18 protein-coding genes are annotated in these 20,604 nt (G+C 59.5%); 6 read left to right on the top strand and 12 right to left on the bottom strand.

Annotation, left to right across the window (positions count from 1 at the left end):
• The first annotated feature begins 69 nt into the window (after positions 1–69).
• Positions 70–981 (top strand): glycine--tRNA ligase subunit alpha, encoded by a 912-nt coding sequence (gene glyQ, locus LU196_RS17000; protein WP_232760698.1) that lies wholly within the window; start codon positions 70–72, stop codon positions 979–981.
• A gap of 9 nt (positions 982–990) precedes the next feature.
• Positions 991–3,060, top strand: a complete 2,070-nt coding sequence (glyS, locus tag LU196_RS16995; protein WP_232760697.1) for a glycine--tRNA ligase subunit beta — start codon at positions 991–993, stop codon at positions 3,058–3,060.
• Positions 3,061–3,121: 61 nt separating this feature from the next.
• Here the strand turns inward: glyS and LU196_RS16990 are convergent, their stop codons facing one another.
• Together LU196_RS16990 and fdhE are read right to left on the bottom strand one after the other, a co-directional pair.
• Positions 3,122–3,733 carry a glutathione S-transferase gene (locus LU196_RS16990; RefSeq protein WP_232760696.1) on the bottom strand — a complete coding sequence of 204 codons (612 nt, stop codon included), beginning with the start codon at positions 3,731–3,733 and terminating at the stop codon, positions 3,122–3,124.
• A gap of 42 nt (positions 3,734–3,775) precedes the next feature.
• Positions 3,776–4,702 carry a formate dehydrogenase accessory protein FdhE gene (gene fdhE, locus LU196_RS16985; protein WP_232760695.1) on the bottom strand — a complete coding sequence of 309 codons (927 nt, stop codon included), beginning with the start codon at positions 4,700–4,702 and terminating at the stop codon, positions 3,776–3,778.
• A gap of 230 nt (positions 4,703–4,932) precedes the next feature.
• On the opposite strand from fdhE, the gene fdhD reads away from it, so the two are divergent.
• Positions 4,933–5,757, top strand: a complete 825-nt coding sequence (fdhD, locus tag LU196_RS16980) for a formate dehydrogenase accessory sulfurtransferase FdhD (RefSeq protein WP_232760694.1) — start codon at positions 4,933–4,935, stop codon at positions 5,755–5,757.
• On the opposite strand, the gene LU196_RS16975 is transcribed toward fdhD, so the two are convergent.
• Complete coding sequence (locus LU196_RS16975; protein WP_232760693.1) at positions 5,754–6,530, bottom strand: DeoR/GlpR family DNA-binding transcription regulator; 777 nt, start codon at positions 6,528–6,530, stop codon at positions 5,754–5,756. The genes fdhD and LU196_RS16975 overlap by 4 nt on opposite strands.
• 164 nt (positions 6,531–6,694) lie before the next feature.
• Here LU196_RS16975 and LU196_RS16970 point away from each other — a divergent pair, with 164 nt between their 5' ends.
• The 3 genes from LU196_RS16970 to LU196_RS16960 all read left to right on the top strand — a co-directional run bounded on the left by LU196_RS16970 (position 6,695) and on the right by LU196_RS16960 (position 9,995).
• A complete protein-coding gene (locus LU196_RS16970) occupies positions 6,695–8,035 on the top strand; it encodes an aspartate aminotransferase family protein (protein ID WP_232760692.1) in 1,341 nt (446 codons plus the stop codon).
• 167 nt (positions 8,036–8,202) lie between these two features.
• Positions 8,203–8,820, top strand: a complete 618-nt coding sequence (gene sodA, locus LU196_RS16965; RefSeq protein ID WP_232760691.1) for a superoxide dismutase [Mn] — start codon at positions 8,203–8,205, stop codon at positions 8,818–8,820.
• Between the two features lie 188 nt (positions 8,821–9,008).
• Complete coding sequence (locus LU196_RS16960) at positions 9,009–9,995, top strand: VirK/YbjX family protein (RefSeq protein WP_232760690.1); 987 nt, start codon at positions 9,009–9,011, stop codon at positions 9,993–9,995.
• Between the two features lie 9 nt (positions 9,996–10,004).
• Here LU196_RS16960 and LU196_RS16955 read toward each other — a convergent pair whose 3' ends face one another.
• The 9 genes from LU196_RS16955 to LU196_RS16915 form a co-directional block, all read right to left on the bottom strand.
• A complete protein-coding gene (locus LU196_RS16955) occupies positions 10,005–10,367 on the bottom strand; it encodes a YibL family ribosome-associated protein (RefSeq protein ID WP_232760689.1) in 363 nt (120 codons plus the stop codon).
• Between the two features lie 104 nt (positions 10,368–10,471).
• Positions 10,472–11,026, bottom strand: coding sequence for an MltR family transcriptional regulator (locus tag LU196_RS16950; protein ID WP_232760688.1), 555 nt, complete (start codon positions 11,024–11,026; stop codon positions 10,472–10,474).
• 63 nt (positions 11,027–11,089) lie between these two features.
• Positions 11,090–12,238, bottom strand: coding sequence for a mannitol-1-phosphate 5-dehydrogenase (gene mtlD / locus LU196_RS16945; protein WP_232760687.1), 1,149 nt, complete (start codon positions 12,236–12,238; stop codon positions 11,090–11,092).
• Positions 12,239–12,331: 93 nt separating this feature from the next.
• Positions 12,332–14,266, bottom strand: coding sequence for a PTS mannitol transporter subunit IICBA (locus LU196_RS16940; RefSeq protein ID WP_232760686.1), 1,935 nt, complete (start codon positions 14,264–14,266; stop codon positions 12,332–12,334).
• Positions 14,267–14,725: 459 nt separating this feature from the next.
• Complete coding sequence (locus LU196_RS16935) at positions 14,726–15,439, bottom strand: DUF3053 domain-containing protein (RefSeq protein ID WP_232760685.1); 714 nt, start codon at positions 15,437–15,439, stop codon at positions 14,726–14,728.
• A 206-nt stretch (positions 15,440–15,645) separates the two neighbouring features.
• Positions 15,646–17,244, bottom strand: a complete 1,599-nt coding sequence (locus LU196_RS16930; protein WP_232760684.1) for a gamma-glutamyltransferase family protein — start codon at positions 17,242–17,244, stop codon at positions 15,646–15,648.
• 9 nt (positions 17,245–17,253) lie between these two features.
• Positions 17,254–18,135 carry an ABC transporter permease gene (locus tag LU196_RS16925; protein WP_232760683.1) on the bottom strand — a complete coding sequence of 294 codons (882 nt, stop codon included), beginning with the start codon at positions 18,133–18,135 and terminating at the stop codon, positions 17,254–17,256.
• A gap of 2 nt (positions 18,136–18,137) precedes the next feature.
• Positions 18,138–19,079, bottom strand: a complete 942-nt coding sequence (locus LU196_RS16920) for an ABC transporter permease (RefSeq protein WP_232760682.1) — start codon at positions 19,077–19,079, stop codon at positions 18,138–18,140.
• 17 nt (positions 19,080–19,096) lie between these two features.
• Entirely contained in the window at positions 19,097–20,569 is a 1,473-nt protein-coding gene (locus LU196_RS16915; RefSeq protein WP_232760786.1) for an ABC transporter substrate-binding protein, read from the bottom strand.
• Between the last annotated feature and the right edge of the window lie 35 nt (positions 20,570–20,604).

Raw genomic sequence — 20,604 nt, 5'->3', positions numbered from 1 at the left:
CACAATCCACGGTCAAAGGGTATACTGTCGCCCTCTTTTTTCATCCACCCCATCGCGTGCGAATTCAACATGCAAAAGTTTGATACCAAGACCTTTCAGGGCCTGATCCTGACCTTGCAGGATTACTGGGCGCGTCAGGGCTGCACCATTGTTCAACCGCTGGACATGGAAGTGGGCGCTGGCACTTCACACCCTATGACCTGCCTGCGGGCGCTGGGGCCAGAGCCCATGGCCAGCGCGTACGTGCAGCCTTCGCGCCGTCCAACCGATGGCCGCTACGGTGAAAACCCGAACCGTTTACAGCACTACTACCAATTCCAGGTCGTGATCAAGCCGAATCCCGATAACCTTCAGGAGCTGTATCTGGGATCGCTGAAAGAGCTGGGTATCGATCCTGGCATCCACGACATCCGCTTCGTGGAAGACAACTGGGAAAACCCCACGCTGGGTGCCTGGGGACTGGGCTGGGAAGTGTGGCTGAACGGCATGGAAGTGACCCAGTTTACCTACTTCCAGCAGGTGGGCGGACTGGAGTGCAAACCGGTGACCGGCGAGATCACCTACGGTCTGGAGCGCCTGGCGATGTACATCCAGGGCGTGGACAGCGTCTACGATCTCACATGGAGCGACGGCGCCTTTGGTAAAACCACATACGGCGACGTGTTCCACCAGAATGAAGTGGAGCAGTCCACCTACAACTTCGAATATGCCGACGTGGACTTCCTGTTCAGCTGCTTCGAGCAGTATGAAAAAGAAGCCCAGCAGCTGCTGGCGCTGGAAAAACCGCTGCCGCTGCCGGCCTACGAGCGCATTCTCAAAGCCGCGCACAGCTTCAACCTGCTGGACGCGCGCAAGGCGATTTCAGTCACGGAGCGCCAGCGCTACATCCTGCGTATTCGTACCCTGACCAAAGCCGTGGCGGAAGCCTACTATGCGTCACGCGAGGCGCTTGGTTTCCCTATGTGCAACCGTAATAAGTAAGAGGCAGCCATGACCGATAAAACTTTCCTGGTGGAAATTGGCACCGAAGAGCTGCCTCCTAAAGCGCTGCGTAGCCTGGCCGAAGCCTTTGCTGCGCACGTTACCGCTGAACTGGACAGCGCCGGGCTTGCCCACGGCGAGGTCAGCTGGTTCGCGTCGCCGCGCCGACTGGCGCTCTCCGTGGCGAACCTGGCAGCGGCCCAGCCCGATCGCGAAGTGGAAAAGCGTGGCCCGGCGATCGCCGCCGCGTTTGATGCCGACGGCAACGCCACCAAAGCGGCGGAAGGCTGGGCGCGCGGCAACGGCATCACCGTCGATCAGGCCGAGCGTCTGAGCACCGATAAAGGCGAATGGCTGGTGCACCGCGCGTTGGTGAAAGGCGAAAGCGCGCAGGCGCTGCTCCCCGCGATGATCAACAGCGCGCTGGGCAAGCTGCCGATCCCGAAACTGATGCGCTGGGGCGCCAGCGACGTACAGTTTGTGCGTCCGGTGCACACCGTGACGCTGCTGCTGGGCGACGAGCTGATTCCTGCCACCGTACTGGGCGTGCAGTCGGATCGCGTGATTCGCGGCCACCGTTTTATGGGCGAACCGGAAATCACGCTGGATCACGCTGACAACTACCTGTCGCAGCTGCTGACGCGCGGTAAGGTGATGGCGGACTACGCGGCGCGTAAAGCCAAAATCAAAGCGGATGCGGAAGCAGCCGCACAGCAGCTCGGCGGCAAAGCCGATCTCAGCGATAGCCTGCTGGAAGAAGTGGCGTCGCTGGTGGAGTGGCCGGTGGTGCTCACGGCGAAGTTTGAAGAGAAGTTCCTCGCGGTGCCGGCAGAAGCGCTGGTGTACACCATGAAGGGCGACCAGAAATACTTCCCGGTGTATGGCCACGACGGCGCGCTGCTGCCGCACTTTATTTTCGTGACCAACATCGAATCGCGCGATCCGCAGCAGATTATTGCCGGTAACGAGAAAGTGGTGCGTCCGCGTCTGGCGGATGCCGAGTTCTTCTTCAATACCGACCGCAAACAGCGTCTGGAAGATAACCTGCCGCGTCTGGAAACGGTGCTGTTCCAGAAAGAGCTGGGCACGCTGCGCGACAAAACCGACCGCATTCAGGCGCTGTCAGGCTGGATTGCCGCGCAGATTGGGGCGGATGTCAATCACGCCACGCGAGCGGGCCTGCTGTCGAAGTGCGACCTGATGACCAACATGGTGTTTGAATTCACCGACACGCAGGGCGTGATGGGCATGCACTATGCGCGTCACGACGGCGAAGCAGAAGACGTGGCCGTGGCGCTAAACGAGCAGTATCAGCCGCGCTTTGCTGGCGACGATCTGCCGTCCAGCCCGGTGGCTTGCGCGGTGGCGATCGCCGATAAAATGGATACGCTGGCGGGCATTTTCGGCATCGGCCAGCATCCTAAAGGCGACAAAGACCCGTTTGCGCTGCGCCGTGCGGCGCTGGGCGTGCTGCGCATTATCGTCGAGAAAAACCTGCCGCTGGATCTGCAAACCCTGACCGAAGAGGCAGTACGCCTCTACGGCAGCAAGCTGAGCAACGGCAAGGTGGTGGATGACGTCATCGACTTTATGCTGGGCCGCTTCCGCGCCTGGTATCAGGAAGAGGGCCACAGCGTGGATACGCTGCAGGCGGTGCTGGCACGTCGCCCAACCCGTCCGGCGGATTTCGATGCGCGTATGAAAGCGGTGTCGCATTTCCGCACGCTGGAGTCCGCGGCCGCGCTGGCTGCCGCCAACAAGCGCGTGTCCAACATTCTGGCGAAATCCAACGAGCCGCTAAACGAAACCGTCCAGGCTTCGCTGCTGAAAGAGAACGCGGAAATCCAGTTGGCGACCTTTGTGACCGCGCTGAGCGACAAGCTGCAGCCTTACTTCGCCGAAGGCCGCTATCAGGATGCGCTGGAAGAGTTGGCGCAGCTGCGTGAAGCGGTGGACAACTTCTTCGACAAAGTGATGGTGAACGCGGACGATCAGGCGGTGCGAATCAACCGTCTGACGCTGCTGGCGCAATTACGCGCGCTGTTCTTGAAAGTCGCGGATATTTCACTGCTGCAGTAAAGGCCGTGTTAACGTGAAAAAGGGACGCTTTAGCGTCCCTTTTTTATGCGCTGCGTGACCGTCAGCTCACCGGCGGCACGGTGCGGGCAAAGCTTTCACGCTTGAACAGCGTTTCTGCCAGTTTGACCAGCGTGGGGCGCTCAACGCACCAGTTAGGCAGCACGCGGCGGAAATTGAGATAGCCGAGCATGCAACCGGTGGCGATATCCGCCAGATTCAGCGTGCCGCTGTTGAGATGCTCGCCCTCTGCGGCAGCGACTTCCAGCCTGTCCAGCCCGCGACGAATTTTGTCGCGGTTGCGCACCAGCACCTCTTCTGACTGCGCATCGCCAGGGCGCAGCTGTTCGCGCACGATCATGAGCGCGGCTTCGCTGATGCCATCGGCCAGTTTCTCCAGCTGGCGCACCTGCAACGCCTGCAGCGCATCGTTGGGCAGCATCGCCGGCGCGTCGCCGCGCAGCTCAATTGCTTCGGCAATAATGGCGGAATCGAACCAGGTGCGCTGCGCATCGTCAATAAACGCCGGGACTTTACCCAGCGGATTGTACTGCGGGACGTGGCTCTCTTCGCTCCACGGCGACTGATTGGAAAATTCGAATACCAGCCCTTTTTCGAGCAGGATCACCGAGATTTTGCGCACAAACGGGCTGGTATAGCTGCCAATCAATTTCATTGAGGATCTCCGTGAGGCCAAGAGTGGGCGAATGGGTCGCGCTTATTCGCCGGGAAACATAAACGGGTTAATGCTGCTGCGGGCGAAGCCTTCCTGCTCCATGCGCGCATCCAGCACCAGCGAGGCGAGGTCGTCTGCCACCGGCTCAACGGCCGGATCGTGCTCCTGACAGAGCAGTTTCAGATAGGTACCGCAGTCGCCGCAGCTCTCGGTTTTCACGGTAGCATGGGCGTTGTCCAGCGACCAGCTGTGCAGATCGCGCGTTTGTTCGCAGTTGGTGCACTTGCCGGGCGCGACGTACCATTCACTTTCGCACAGATTGCAGTGCAGGTAACGCAGCCCGTGCGGGTCGGCGTCCATGTGTAGCACGCCGGTCACCGGCACGCTGGCGCACACCGGACAGAACTGGCGGTGCTCGCCGGATTCCGCGCGGGCGTTGCCGGGGATCAGCGCCGCCATTTGCGCCCAGTAGATCGACAGCGCTGCCCAGATAAAGGGCGACGTGTCGCTGCTGACTTTGGCAAAATCGCTCGCCAACAGCGCTTGGGCGAGGTTTTCCAACTCGCTGGACGAGGCTTTCTCCAGATTCTCCAGCACCGCCAGCGCCTGGCCGCTCATCTCCGGCTTAAGCTCGGCGATCAGGGAATGCAGCAAACGCTGCCAGTGCGCACTGCGCGGTAAGGTGTGGATATCCAGCGGCGGCTTGCCCTGCGCGGCGCTCTCCGCGATCCGCTGGCGCAGATCGATATGCAGCGGATGGTCGTACAGCACAATGTCCTGCGCCTGCGCGATCACGGCGGCAAAGCGCAGATAATCGCCCAGCGGATTTTTAGGTGCCAGCTGGCGCAAGCGCGCCGCACGACGGCTGTAAATGTTTTTTAAGCGCGGAAAAAGCAACGGGGGAATCGTCTCCACCGCCTGTTTATCGCTCGTCTCCCGCTGTTCCTGTGGAATGATGCGAATAGTCATCAGGGACGGTTTTCCTGTTGTGTTGGGCAGTAGCGCTGACGATGATCATAGCAGCCCAGGGCCAACACTTCAGCCGAAGTGCGGTTAACCGGCCTCACTCACTTCGCAATGCGAGCGGTTTTCTCTTGTTCGGCGTCGTTTTATTTTGCGCGTGCGCGCAACGGGGTTCAGAATAACGGCGGCGGCAAATCCCCACCTATTTCTCTTTAACCGATGCGCGAGACCCTCACGTGACAGCGAAACAGCACTTTTCTCAACAGCCTGAAACGGCCCCTGCAGGCGTACGTGACGCGCAGGTATGGCAGTGTCGCCCCCTTGATCAGGCCGAGCATGATTGGCTGGCAGAAGAGGTGCCGGTGGCGCTGGTGTACAACGGTATTTCGCACGTGGTGATGATGGCCACACCCGGCGACCTTGAGGCGTTTGCGCTCGGTTTTTCCCTCTCCGAAGGCATCATTGAGCGCCCCACGGACATTTTTGGTATGGACGTGGTGCCGGGCTGTCACGGCATTGAAGTGCACATTGAACTCGCCAGCCGACGCTTTATGGCGCTAAAAGAACAGCGTCGCGCCATGGCGGGCCGCACCGGCTGCGGCGTGTGTGGCGTTGAGCAGCTCGAACAAATCGGCAAGCCGTTGCAACCGCTACCGTTTAGCCAAACGTTTGATCTGGCGAACCTCGACGCGGGGCTGGCGCAGCTGCGCGATTTTCAACCGATTGGCAATCTCACCGGCTGCACGCACGCCGCCGCGTGGATGTCGCCGCAGGGCGCGCTGCTGGGCGGCTGTGAAGACGTAGGACGCCACGTGGCGCTGGATAAACTGCTGGGCCACCGCAGCCAACAGGCGTGGCAGCAGGGCGCGGTGCTGGTGTCGAGCCGCGCCAGCTATGAAATGGTGCAAAAAAGCGCCATGTGTGGCGTTGAAATTCTGTTTGCGGTCTCGGCGGCTACGCAGCTGGCGGTTGAGGTTGCGGCGCGCTGCAATTTAACGCTGGTGGGCTTCAGCAAACCGGGCCGGGCCACAATTTACACCCATCCACAGCGCGTGCGTTAAACCACCATCACCTGCGGCAGCGCCTGGCGAAGCGCGCTGAGCGCACCCGGTTTCGCGGGCCCGCCGTCGCAAATCAGCAGATCCACGTCGCTGACAGCCGCATAGGTAGTGCGGCTGACCACGCCCAGCTTGCTGTGATCTGCCAGCAAAATGGTGCGTGTGGCCTGCTGCACCATGGCGCGCGCGATAGCGGCTTCATGAGGGTGGAAACTGCTGGCGCCGCTGCGCGCATCAATGCCCACCGGTGAAAGCAGCGCCACGTCCGCGTGGTAACGGTAAATCTCCGCCAGCGTCATCTCTCCGCGCGTCTGCTGCGCGCCCGCCATCATGGTGCCACCCAGTAAGATCACCTGATTGTTCAGCGTTTCATGTTCCTCGGCCGCACTCAGGGCCAGCGCGGCCTGCAGGCTGTTGGTGACAATGGTTAAGCCCGCTACTCCACGCAGCGCTTCGGCCAGCATGGTGGTGGTGGTTCCGGCATCCAGAAACAGCGTCTGGCCCGGCTGCAGCTGCTGCGCCGCCGCATTAACGATGGCGCGCTTTTCTTTCGCCTGCGCGTTACGGCGCACCTGCAGCGGCGGCTCCGGCTGGCTGTTCACCGCCACCAAACCGCCGTGCACGCGACGCGCTAACCCCTGGGCTTCCAGTTCAATGATGTCGCGCCGCGCGGTTTCCCGCGAAATCCCTAATTCATGAATGATGCGCTCGGTGCTGAGTTGATGCTGGGTGGCGAGCAGCGCGCGAATACGGTGTAAGCGGGTTTCCTGCAGCATGACGTTTCCCGGTGGTGAACAAGAGCGCCAGCTTACCTGAGCGCGCGCGCGACGTCATGTGTATTTTGTTGCATTTGTGTATTTGGTTGCATTTGACGCAAAAGCAGGCATGATAGTGGCAGCGGTTTATCCTCGATCCCTTTACCTTCGCAGCGGGAGTGATTATGGCTACACGTTCCACCATCATGGACACCAACAGTTTTCGTGCTGAACACGCCGACGGCCTTGACGCCGCCACCCGACGTTTAACCGACAAGCGCAGCAAAGTGTTGGGCGAGTCTTATCGCCTGTTCTACCGTAAGCCGGTGCATCTGGTACGCGGCGAAGGGCAATATTTATGGGATGCTGCCGGAGAGAAATATCTCGACGTCTATAACAACGTGGCGAGCATTGGTCATTGCCATCCGGCGGTGATTGAGGCGGTCACCCAGCAGATGAAAATGCTGAACACCCACACGCGTTATCTGCATGAGCGCATTTTGGATTACACCGACGAACTGCTGGCGACGACGCCGGACGCGATCGATCGCGCGATGTACATGTGTACCGGCTCGGAGGCGAACGATCTGGCGATCCGCGTGGCGCGCGCCTTCAGCGGCGGCACCGGCATTATCGTGTCGCAGGAGGCGTATCACGGCACCAGCGAGCTCACTTCCGGCGCGTCGCCTGCGCTGGGCAGCGGTCAGCCGCTGGCGGCCACCACGCGCCTTGTCCCGCCGCCGGATGCGTATCGCGTTGATGCGCCCGATTTGGGCGAGTGGTTCGCCGGACAGATTCAACAGCAGATTGACGACATGAAGGCGCACGGCATCAAATTTGCCGGTTTCCTCGCCGATTCGATTTTCTCCTCGGACGGCGTCCTGCCGAATCCGCCCGGGTTCCTGAAAAAAGCGATTGAGGTGGTGCACGCTAACGGCGGCATTTTTATCGCCGATGAAGTGCAGCCTGGTTTTGCGCGCACCGGCGACGCGTTCTGGGGCTTCGCCCGCCACGGCGTGGTGCCGGACGTTATCACCACCGGCAAGCCGATGGGCAACGGTATCCCGGTCTCCGGCCTGCTGGCAAAAAGCGACGTGCTGGCGGCGTTCAGCGACAGCATTCCGTATTTCAACACCTTTGGTGGCAACCCAGTGGCGATGGCGGCGGCACAGGCGGTGCTGACGGTCATTAAAGAAGAGCAGCTGCAGGCGCACAGTCAAAAGGTGGGGGCGCTGCTGCTGGCTGAGCTGCAAACGCTGATGGCGCGGCACGATTGCATCGGCGATGTGCGCGGTGCCGGGCTGTTTATCGGCTTTGAGCTGGTACGCGATCGCCACAGCAAAACGCCGGACAAAACCCTGGCGCTGGACTTAATTGAAAAGCTGCGCGAACACCGCGTGCTGACGTCGGTGGCGGGGCCTTACGGTAACGTGCTGAAGCTGCGTCCGCCTTTGGCGTTCCAGACTGCGGATATTGACTGGCTGGTGGGGGCGCTGGATCGGTCGCTAACCGAGCTAGGGCGCTAGGATGGAAGGGGGGAGGCGCGGCGCTTTTTCCAGATTCATCAAATCCTTATCATTACTAAGGCATTGATAACCCTTTTCCGGATCATGTTTTTAACTATAATGATCCGACTGCTTACGCGGCACACCATCGCGGTTGTGCTGCCAAACTATAAATGGAGAGGAAGAACATGAGTTATTCACTGCCATCCCTGCCTTACGCCTATGACGCGCTGGAACCACACTTTGACAAGCAGACGATGGAAATCCATCACACTAAACATCACCAGACTTACGTCAACAACGCCAATGCGGCGCTGGAAGGTACTGAATTTGCCGATCTGCCGGTTGAAGAACTGATCGCTAAACTGGATCAGCTGCCAGCAGACAAAAAAGGCCCACTGCGCAACAACGCGGGTGGCCACGCTAACCACAGCCTGTTCTGGAAAGGCCTGAAAACGGGCACCACGCTGCAGGGCGACCTGAAAGCGGCGATCGAAAAAGATTTCGGTAGCGTAGAAAAATTCCAGGAAGAGTTTGAGAAAGCAGCAGCAACGCGCTTTGGCTCGGGCTGGGCTTGGCTGGTTAAAAAAGGCGACAAGCTGGCGGTGGTGTCTACCGCTAACCAGGATAACCCGCTGATGGGCGAAGCGATCGCCGGTGTGTCCGGTTTCCCTATCCTTGGCCTGGACGTGTGGGAGCACGCTTACTATCTGAAGTATCAGAACAAGCGTCCTGACTACATCAAAGCGTTCTGGAACGTAGTGAACTGGGACGAAGCTGCAGCGCGTTTTGCTTCGGCAAAATAAGCGCGAGCGCGTTTGTCACAGCAACCGGTGAAGCGATTCACCGGTTTTTTTTTGCACAAAATAAACCTTTCTTAAACGATGGCTTTTTTTTCTGGCGCTGTTAAGCGCAGTGGCGTTGTTATTAACGCGCCGTTGATATTTTGGGGCATACAGTAGCCGCAATTGACCCCACAACGTAAAAAAATATCATGTCTATTATTACAACACCTGAGGCGAATAATGATTCGTCAGCTTCTCTGTTTGTACAGTTAATAACAGGTAAAACCCGTCCAGATAAATTGTGGAACAGTAAAATGTTTCGCTTTAAATTTGCGTTAAGGTCACTGGTCTTTCCGGTTTCTACCTTTAATTATCTTAATGAGTTGGCGAAATTACCTTTTTTGCCTCAGCTGATGCGCATGCAGGGGTTATTACCGGCTAAGCCACATCGCCCTTACTTACGCGCAGGTTTTAGCGTGGCGCAGCGGGCGCAGGCGCTGCTTGATCATTACACGCTGGTGGGAAATTTAGAGAATGTGCAACTGCGTCAGCTGCTGCTGAGTTCATCCTCGCAGGTTATCGCCAGCTTTAGCGGTAAAAACGACGAAGCCTTTGTTATTCACTGCTGTCCCGGTCATTTTGACCGCGAAGGCGAAGTGACGTTAACGCTGCATTATCAAGGTCATAATATTGCGTCGCTCTCGTTTTCTATTATTCAGGAAAACGGTAAACGCACATTATTAATTGGCGGATTGCAGGGGCCGCGTAAGCATATCTCCAATGACGTTATTCGCGATGCAACGAAAGCCGCGCACGGGGTATTCCCTAAGCGTTTGTTAATGGAAGTGGTATTTATTTTAGGGAAACAGCTTGGCGCGCAGGCGATTCATGCCGTAGGCGATACCACGCACGTATTCCGCAGCATGCGCTATCGCCACAGCAAGAGCGACAAGTTCTTTGCCAGCTATAGCGAGTTTTGGCTGTCGCTCGGCGGCGAAGCCCGTGCAGATGAACTCTTTGCGCTGCCGCTGCACATAGTGCGTAAAGATCTGGAAGAGATTGCCAGTAAGAAGCGGGCGGAGTACCGCCGCCGCTATGCGCTGCTGGATACGCTGAACGAGCAGGTCCTGCTGGCCGCTGGCGTGACGCCAGCGCCCGATTCGCAGGCGTCACGCGACGTATCACACGCCGCGTAATTTGCGGTCTTAGAACGGCTGCTTCGCGTAGCCGGTCATCGCTGTCAGACCCATCTCACGTCCCAGCGCGGTCATTGGATGCACCACCACTAGACCGCGCACGCTTTTTTTCAACGCGCCCAGATTGGCCTGCTCTTTTTTGGTGATCTCGCGGCTGAAGCCCAGCTTTTGCAGCTGTTGCGCTTCTTTACTCAGCTTCTCAGTGCGCACGTTGCGCAGGCGATCGATCTCCTGCACCAGCTTCTCTTTTTCACGCAGCAGTTCGCCGAGCTTTTCCGCATCGCCGGATTCCAGCAGCTGCGGTTCTTTACGGTTAAGCGCGTCCAGTTGATCGCTGAGACGTTTGATCTCAGCTTTTTCTTGTTCTTTCATCAGGGAAAACTCATTTAGGAAAACAGGCAAAGGATACATCAAATTGGCGCGGCCTGGCAGCGAAGAGGCGATGCTATTGACGCCTGGCGCTGTAAAAGCGGGTGTTAGCGCGGTTCGAGGCCGGGTTTTTTAAACGCCTGCTTGTGGGAAATGCGCGCAATCAGCTCGGTCAGCGACAGCACCATGGTAGAGCGCACCATTTGTAAGTAGCGCTGCTGCTGCATGCTGCGCAGCGCCTCATCATCCTGCGTGAAGTCAGGGCGAGGCGGCCAAGCCAGCACGCAGTGCAACTCCCGGAACGGTCCGAGAATCTCGTCATCGGTAAAGCGGTACTCGGTTGAGTCGTGATTCAACTCTTCGCGCAGCGCCAGCAGCAGCTCGCAATCTTCATACTCGTGTCGACTGAGGATGCCAAGGCCGTAAACCAGCTTCAAACGCACCGAAAGCTCACCCAGCGGACCATCGCCCAGCAGCAACGGCTCTACCGCGTACTTCACGGCGTAATCGTCTTTGCGAAAAACCTGGAGCACCAGCAGGTTCACCGCTTCAGCCAGCAGGTCGAGGGTGGCGATCAGAAAGCTTCTCACCGAACGACCGGCGTTCAGGCGCTCAAGCACCCGGTTTTCAAAAGCCTGCTTCTCTTCCATTATTGCCTGCATCGTTCTGATACCGCCAACGGGCGCGGCGTGCACCGCGCCCGGGTTTCGCTTATAGGGCGCGCATTATGCCATAGCGTGGTAAGCGCTCACCACTGAGGACACCACTTCACTGTCGGCTGCCAGGCCAGAGATCTTTGCCAGCGTGGTCTGCGGGCCGTTTTCCGCCAGCAGTGCGGCCAGCTCTTGCGCTTGGGGATCGGCTTCGCTGCGGTAGTGCATCGCGGCGGCAATGCCTTGCACCAGGTTGTCGTGCGGCAGCTGGTACTCCAGCGTGCCCAGCAGCGGTTTTATCAGGCGATCGCCCGCGCTCAGTTTACGCAGCGGCTGGCGGCCCACGCGCTCAACGTCATCTTTCAGGTAGGGGTTTTCAAAGCGCGTCAGGATTTTTTGGATATAGGCCGCGTGCTTTTCGGCATCAAACCCGTAGCGCTGAATCAGCACCGCGCCGCTCTCGTGCATGGCACCCTGCACCACAGCACGCACCTTGGCATCCAGAATCGCCTCACGAATGGTGGCGTGGCCCGCCAGTTGACCGAGGTAAGCCGTGATGGCGTGGCCGGTATTCAGGGTAAACAGCTTGCGCTCCACGAACGCGATCAGGTTATCGGTCAGCTCCATGCCGGGAATGCTCGGCGGGGTGCCCACAAACTGGGTTTTATCCACAATCCACTCGCTGAAGGTTTCAACCGTAACTTCCAGTGGATCGCTGCTGCCCGCTTCCGAAGGGGGCACGATGCGGTCAACGGCGGAATCCACGAAGCCAACGTGCTGCTCAACCCACGCGTGAGACGATGCGGGCAGGGTTTTGAAGACGTGCTGTTTTAGCTGGCTGGTGCCGCGCACCATGTTTTCACAGGCAATGATATTCAGTGGACGGGTGTTACCCGCCTCGTGACGTTTAATCAGACCTTGCGCGATGCCGCTGGCAATACGCTCCAGAATCTGCGGCCCGACGGCGGTCGTCACGAGATCGGCTTCGGCCACGTGGGTCATCACCGCGTCGCTGGTGCTGTTGATGGCGCTGACGCCGCGTACGATTTCAACGTTCGCCTGCTCGCCCACCACGCGAACCGGATATTCATGACGGGCGTTAAGGGCATCGAGCACGACCTGATTTACGTCCGCAAACACCAGCTCAATGCCGGCGTCTGCCAGCAGTTTACCGATAAAGCCGCGACCGATGTTTCCGGCTCCAAAATGTAACGCTTTCATAAAGTTGACCCATATCAAATAGCGAAAGGGCGGGCATGTCCGCCCCAAAACAGGGGACGGGCTTGCCCGCCCCGGGGAAAATAACGCGGTGCGTCAGGCTTTGGCTGTGCTGCCTGACAGCAGTTCCAGCACGTCCTCGACGCGGGTAGTGTGCGCCAGCTTCTCAATCACGCTGTCGTCGTCCAGTGCGTTGGTGAGGCTGGTGATCACCTGAATGTGTTCGTTGTTGCGCGCGGCAATACCGATCACCAGGCGGGCAATGTCATCCGGCTCGTCGCCAAACTGCACGCCAGCCGGATACTGACAGAACACCACGCCGGTTTTCAGCACACGATCTTTGGCTTCTACGGTACCGTGCGGCACGGCAATCGACTCGCCGAGATAGGTTGGCGTCAGTTTTTCACGCGCCAGCATCGCGTCCACGTACTCGGGCTGCACATAGCCGCCTTTCACCAGCTGCTCACCGGCAAAGCGGATAGCCTGCTCTTTGTGCGTCGCGCTCAGATTCAGGAACACATTGTCTGGCCCCATTTTAAACAGATTCGCGCTGCCGTCGTCATAGCTGTCGCCGAGCGTGGTCTGCACGGCGGTGCGGTGCGCTTCGCTGCGGTTGGCCGCGGCGAGCCGTTCGGTCAGGTTGCTGTACAGCGCGCTGTCGAGGAAATTGCTCAGCGAAATGTGCTGGGCATGCGGCGCCTGGCGAATGGCACGTTCGGTGAGATCGCGGTGCGTAATCACCAGATCGACATCGCCCGGCAGCGCGTTAATGGCGCTGTTAGTCACGGAGATGCTGCTCAGGCCCGCGTCCTGCACTTTTTTACGCAGTACGCCTGCGCCCATGGCGCTGGAGCCCATACCGGCGTCGCAGGCCACGATGATTTTGCGCACATGGCTCACGTCCACGCTGTTGGCATCGGTGACGGCTGGCGTGCCGCCTGCGCTCTGGCCTTTTGACTGCGCTTTCATGTCGTGCATGCGCTGCGTTGCCGCTTCGATATCGTCGCCTTCTTTCGCTTTGCTGGTTTTCAGCAGAATCGACGACACCACGAAGGAGACCGCGAAGGCGGCGACAATGGCTGCAATATTGGCGAAGTAAGCGCCTTTTGGCGTCATCGCCAGCACCGCGAGGATAGAACCCGGCGAGGCAGGTGATACCAGGCCGCCGTGCAGCACGGTCAGGGTGAACACGCCGGTCATACCGCCGAGGATCACAGCCAGCAGCAGACGCGGTGCCATCAGCACATACGGGAAGTAAATTTCGTGGATACCGCCGAGGAAGTGAATGATGGCGGCACCGCCTGCAGACTGTTTGGCGCTACCGCGACCAAAAATCATGTAGGCCACCAGCACGCCCATGCCAGGACCGGGGTTAGCCTCGATCAGGAAGAAGATGGATTTACCGGCTTCGCTCGCCTGCTGAATCCCCAGCGGCGAGAAGATGCCGTGGTTGATGGCGTTGTTCAGGAACAGAATCTTCGCGGGCTCAACGAAAATGGAGGTCAGCGGCAGCAGGTTGTTCTGCACCATCAGGTTTACGCCGGCCGCCAAACCGTGTGACAGTCCTTCCACCAGCGGGCCAATAGCCATAAAGGCCAGCAGCGCCAGCAGCATACCGATGATGCCCGCCGAGAAGTTGTTGACCAGCATCTCGAAGCCGCTTTTGATCTTGCCGTCAACGGCGCGGTCAAACGCGCGGATGGCCCAGCCGCCCAGCGGACCGGCCAGCATCGCGCCGAGGAACATCGGCATATCGGCACCGACAATCACGCCCATGGTGGTGATCGCACCCACCACACCGCCACGATCGCCACCCACTAAGCGTCCGCCGGTAAAGCCAATCAACAGCGGCAGCAAATAAGTGATCATCGGGCCGACCAGTTTGGCCAGCGTGGCGTTCGGGATCCATCCGGTTGGAATGAACAGCGCTGTGATGATACCCCAGGCGATAAACGCACCGATGTTAGGCATCACCATGTTACTCAGAAAGCGACCAAAGCTCTGAACCTTGACCTTGACTGATGAGGACATAAACCCACCCCTTATTGAGACGCGCTGCAATAAGAGCGCGCGTTTGTTTTTGTTTGAGACGTTACGGCGGGGGCCGTGGCATTACTGTATGCACGCGGACTCTAGCACTAGTTTATAGGCCTGCGTAGCGTCTGGATAAAGTGTGATTTGTGTCACATAAACACGGGGTGCTAAGGGGGATATAAAGTGACATTGATCACATAAAAGGCGCCAAAACCGCGTAATGTGTACAAAAAAACACCCATTACGGCAGAGTTACGTGATGTTAATCACAGTTTCAGAGGGCGGGTTTATAACGTAAATGTGATAAAGGTCACAAAATATTTTTGGTCATAAATGCGCCAGATCACACTCTCTTCGCTACAGGGCAACGCGCGCTGTCAGCAACGTGAAGCGGCGATAACGCGCGCATAAAAAAGGCAACCCGAAGGTTGCCTATTCAACGCCTGCACCCAACGCTTACAGTCCGCCCTGGACCGCATTCTGCGCCTGAGACAGCGTTTGCGCATTATTGGAGAGATCGCTCATCAAGCTGTTGTACTGCGTTGCCTGCTCTTGGGTAGGGAACTGCACGCCGCTATCGTTAAAGGTCACGCGTGCACCCTGCGACTGCAAGTAATCGCCAGTCTGTACCGCGGTCTGGCTCAGCGCCTGCAGTTTCGGCAGCAGCGGCAGCAGCGTGCTGGCAGGCTGCGTCACCACTTTCTCGTACACGCTGTCATACACTTTTTTCACATCATCTGGCTGCTTAAGCGCGGCTTTGCTGCTGTCCGCCTGCATTTTTGCGCTCTGAATTTGCTGGGTCAGCACGCTCAGGTTGCCGCTCGCCTGGCGCAGACTGTCGCGGCGCGTCAGATAATCCTGCGGCACGCGAATCGCCGCCAGCTCATCGACCACGGGACGCATGCCTTGTTCAACGGCCTGATTCACCTGCTGCGAGAAGCCGTACAGGATCGCATAGTCGCCCGCGTAGTTACCGAACGTCTGTTTCTGATTTTCGCTCAAACTGGGCAGATGCTGACCGCTGCGCATCACGGTGTTTTGCAGGAAATCGGTAAAGGCTTTGCGCTGCTCGCCTTCTTTATCGCCACAAGCGGTAAGTTGCAGCGCAACCAGTGCACCGATCATCAGCATGCCGGTACGCATCCAGATGCGAGAGAGACCTGACGCCATAATTCAACTCCTGTGATAATGGCCGTTTCCTTTCATACTTCAGCCGCGCGCCAACCGGACACTGCCCGGCGGTTGAAGACGTTCAGCCGCCGGGATTTCCGCGTTGTCGCCGTGATGCAGCGCGAATTATTCAGGAAGATTTTAACGAAAAGGGTCCTCAAGGATAGTGCAATGGTCTGGCGTGTACAACGGGCGCGCCGGGCAAATTAAAACACCAGCGCTTGCCCGTCCTTACGGCTTTCCGTGGCGGCAATATAGAAACCCTGTTCGTCCCGCACGATGGCCTGCGCGCCACCGAAGTTATAGCCCAGCAGCGGGTCCTCCAGCGTAATGGCATGCCCCATCTCACGCAGTTTGGCGAGCACGTTGCGGTCGATGCCGGTTTCTACCACCACCTCGCGCCCCTGCACCACGCGCCAGCGCGGCGCATCGATGGCCGCCTGCGGGTTCTGTTTGTGCTGCATGATACGCAGCGCCATCTGTACGTGGCCTTGCGCCTGCATCGGGCCGCCCATCACGCCAAACGACATCAGCGGCTGGCCGCGCGCATCGCGCGCGAAGGCGGGAATAATGGTGTGCAGCGGTCGCTTGCCGCCCGCCACCACGTTGGGGTGCTGTGGGTCGAGTGAAAAGCCACAGCCGCGATTTTGCAGGCTGATGCCGGTATCCGGTACGACGATGCCGGAACCAAACCCCATGTAGTTAGACTGGATGAATGACACCATCATGCCATTGGCGTCGCCGGTGGCGAGATACACCGTGCCGCTCTGCTGCGGTGAACCGAAGGTAAAATCACCGGCTTGGTCGGGATCGATCAGCTGCGCGCGCTGCTGCAAATAGCGCTCGCTCAGCAGCAGCTCTGCCGGGAATTCGAGGTGATCGTAATCACTGACGTAGCGGTCGAGATCCACCAGCGCCAGCTTCATCGCTTCAATGCACAGGTGCAGCCACGGTGCTGAATCGGGCTGATAGCGGCCAATATCCCACTGCTCCAGAATGCCCAGCGCAATCAGCGTCGCAATGCCTTGCCCATTGGGCGGCAGCTCCTGCACCGATCCGCCCGCAAACGGACATGAGAGCGGCTCGACCCAATCAACGCGGTGATTGTGCAGGTCGGCGAGACTCAGCGCCGCACCGTGCTGTTCCGCAAACGCCACCATCTGCTGCGCCAGCTCGCCGCGGTAAAAGGCCTCACCGCGCGTGTCGGCGATTTTTTGCAGCGTCGCTGCCTGCGCCGGATTACGGTAGATCTCCCCGGCGCGCGGCGGTCGGCCTGTGGGCGCAAAACAGTCAGCAAAGCCGGGCTGCTGGTGCAGCTTGTTGTAGCCGCGCTGCCACAGCGTGGCAATCAGCGGCGAGACGGGAAATCCGTCGCGCGCATAGTCAATGGCGGGCTGCGCCAGCGTCGTGAGCGGCAGAGTCGCGAAACGTTCGGCCAGCGCGACCCACGCCGAGACTGCGCCGGGCACGGTCACCGCTTCCCAGCCAATTTCGGGCATCGCCGAGAGGCCAGCGAAGCGCTGCGGTGACCACGCGGCCGGCGCGCGGCCAGAGGCGTTCAGGCCGTGTAGCTTTTGGCCATCCCAGACCAGGGCAAAGGCGTCGCTGCCGATGCCGTTGCCGGTGGGCTCCAGCACTGTCAGCGCCATGGCGCTGGCGATGGCGGCGTCTACCGCATTGCCGCCCTGCTGCAGCATGCGCATGCCTGCCTGCGCCGCCAGCGGCTGCGAGGTGGCAATGGCATTGCGGCCCATCATCGGCACGCGATGTGAGGCATAGCTGACGTGGTAATCCAGTTCACTCATAATCGTTCCTTACTGTGAGTCATTGCGCGGGTCGAGCGCATCGCGCAGGCCGTCACCCAGCAGATTAAATCCCTGCACGGTGAGAAAGATTGCCAGGCCGGGGAAGATCGACATCCACGGAGCCTGTTCCAGGAAGCCTTTGGCCGTATTCAGCATAGCGCCCCACGAAGGCGAAGGCGGCTGCTGGCCTAAGCCCAGAAATGACAGGCTGGCCTCGGTGATAATGGCGGAGGCAATCGCCAGCGTGGCCTGTACCAGAATGGGCGATAGCACGTTCGGTAAGACATAACGCAGGATAATCCAGCGGTCGGGCAAACCAATGGCGCGGGCGCCGTCGATATACTCTTCGTGGCGAATGGCGATCACCTGGCCGCGCGTCAGGCGCGCGAAGATCGGCATCGCGGAGAGGCCAATGGCGATCATCGCATTGGACAAACTGGGGCCAAGAAACGCCCCCAGCGCAATGGCGAGAATCAGAAACGGACAGGCCAGTAGCGCTTCGATCACGCGCGAAATCAGCCCATCGCACCAGCCTTGCCAGTAACCGGCAATGAGCCCGAGCGGCACGCCAATGAAAATGGCGATCAGCACCGAGATACAGCCCGCCAGCAGCGACGTGCGTGCGCCCCACATCAGGCGGGACAGCATATCGCGGCCCAGTTCATCGGTGCCAAGCCAGTACAGCGCTGAAGGCGCTTTACGCACCGCCAGAAAGTTGGCTTTCAGCGGGTCGGCGGGCGCCAGCCACGGTGCCAACAGCGCGATGGCCACAAACAGCAGCACAATCGCCGCCCCAATCACGGCGCTTTTATTGCGCAGAAACTTTTTCAGTACCCGATGCCGTGAACGGGGTGCAGCGGCGAGTGTCCCGGTGGTGAATACCTCGCTCATGATTAGCCTCGCATTTTCGGGTTGATCAACACATACAGTACGTCGGCCAGCAAATTCAGCAGTAGAAAGCCGATGGCCACCACCAGCACGACGCCCTGCACCACGGCGTAATCGCGATTAAACACCGCATCGACGATCATCTTGCCGAAGCCGGGCAGGGTAAAGACCTGCTCGGTGAGCACCGCCCCGCCGAGCAGTTCGCCAAACAGCAGCGTCGTCAGCGTCACTATCGGCATCAGGGCATTGCGCAGGGCGTGTTTCAGCACCACGCGCGGCGGTAGCAAGCCTTTGGCGCGGGCGGTGCGAATGTAATCCGCCTGTAGCACACCGATCATGGCGGCGCGGGTATGGCGCATCAGCGTGGCAGCCAGGCCGCTGCCCAGCACCAGCGCGGGCAGCAGCAGCGTTTTCAGGTTCTGCATCACGTCCTCGCTGAGCGGCACGAAGCCCGAGGCGGGCAGCCAGCGCAGGTGCACGGAAAACAGCATAATCAGCAGGATCCCTAGCCAAAAGTGCGGCACAGAGATGCCCGAGAGCGCCACCACGTTGGTGGTATGGTCGATCCAGCTGTCTTTGCGTACCGCGGCGACAATGCCCATGCTGATGCCAATCGCCAGCGCGATCAGCATCGCCAGCAGCGACAGTTCGAGCGTCACCGGCAGCTTGCTGGCAATCAGCGACGTGACGGGCGTTTTGGTACGCAACGACATCCCCAAATCGCCGTGCAGCGCGTTGCCGACCCACGCCAGATATTGCGTGGGCAGCGGATCGTCCAGATGGTACTCGGCGCGCAGTTGGGCGATAACCGCGGGATCGCGCTCCTCGCCCGCCATGGCCAGCACGGGATCGCCCGGCAGCAGCTTTTGCAGGGCAAACACCATGATGCTCACCAGCAGCAGCGTGGGGATTGCCAACAGCAGGCGTTTTACAATCAGTTCCAGCATGGTCGCTCTCCGAGGGGTTACGGCGCGAGGCTGACGCCAGCCAGACGCACCAGCCCATCCGGCCACGGCGTAAAGCCCTGGAGTTTCTTCGTCATGCCAAAGATGCGCGGCTCAAAGTAGAGGTAGGCAATCGGCATGTCGGTTTGCAGTTGGTTCACAACCTGGGTGTAAAACCCCTGGCGCGCGGCCCGATCGTTAGTCAGGCGCGCCGCGTTCAGCCAGTTGTCCACCTGCGGATTGCTGTAATGGCCATCGTTTAGCGCGCCCTTGCTATTGATAAAGGCGTAAATGCTGCCATCAGGATCGGGGCGTCCCGACCAGCCCGACAGGCTGAGCTGGTAGTCGCCGCGCTGCTGACGATCCAGCAGCGTCGCAAATTCGCTCATTTGCAGATTCAGGTTAAAGCCCGCTTCGCTCACCATCGCCTGGATCACCTGGCCAACCTGCTGTGCGGTCGGATTATTGGTGACCAGCAGCGTCAGCGAGAGCGGCGTGGTGACGCCCGCCGCCTTGAGCAGTGCTTTGGCTTTCTCCACGTCGCGCGCGGCTACCGGCAGCGGGACGTGATAGGGGCTGACCGGCGAAAAGGCCTGATTGGCGGGCGCGTATTGCCCTTCAAAAGCCACCTGATTGAGGGCGTCGCGATCGATGGCCAGCGAAAACGCTTCACGTACCCGCGCGTCTTTCAGCGGGCTGTTGGCATCGACCTTACCGTTGTTGATGTTAAAGGTGATGCCCTGATAGCCGAGGCCGGTGACCTTCGCCAGCGCCAGCTTGCTGTCCTGCTCCACGGTCTTCACATCGCTCGCCGCCACGCCTTCGGTGAGATCCAGATCGCCCGCTCGCAGATTCGCCAGGCGCACGGAAGCGTCCGGAATCGGCAGGAAAATCACCTTATCAAAGTGGTAATCGGCTTTGTTCCAGTACTGCTCGAAGCGCGTGAGCACAATGCGATCCTGCTGCACGCGGCTGGCAAACTTATAGGGGCCAGAGCACACCGGATGAGCGGCAAAGTCCGCTTTTTTGGCCGCTTCAGGGGCCAGCATGGCACCCGCCCGATCGGTGAGCTGGCTCAGCAGCGCGGCATCGGCGTTTTTCAGGTGCAGTTTGACCTGCAGCGGCCCCGTCACCTCAATGCTGTCGATGGAGGAGATTTCGCTTTTGCGCAGCGAACCCGGCAGGGTTAGCGCACGTTCCAGGTTGAACTTCACCGCGTTGGCGTCAAATTTTTCGCCGTCGTGGAAGGTCACGCCTTCGCGCAGGTCGAGCGTCAGGGTTTTCCCTTCATCGCTCCAGGCCCAGCGGGTCGCGAGGCCGGGCACCACGTTGAGGTGGGCATCCACGTCCACCAGGCGGTCGCACAGCGCGGCAAACACAAAACGGCCGTAATAGGTGCGGGCCAAATGCGGATCGAGCATATCCGGGTCGGCACCGAGGCCAATACGGATCACTCTTTCGGCGTGGCTTTGCGCACTGGCGCCGAGTAACAGCAGGCCGCTCAGGGCGGTAAGTAACGTAACGCGGG

This window comes from Pantoea sp. Mb-10 (genome assembly GCF_021272205.1).
In the GTDB taxonomy this organism is placed as follows: Bacteria; Pseudomonadota; Gammaproteobacteria; order Enterobacterales; family Enterobacteriaceae; genus Pantoea.
The sequence above is the reverse complement of the archived record's forward strand: the minus strand, read 5'-3'. Positions and strand labels throughout refer to the sequence as shown.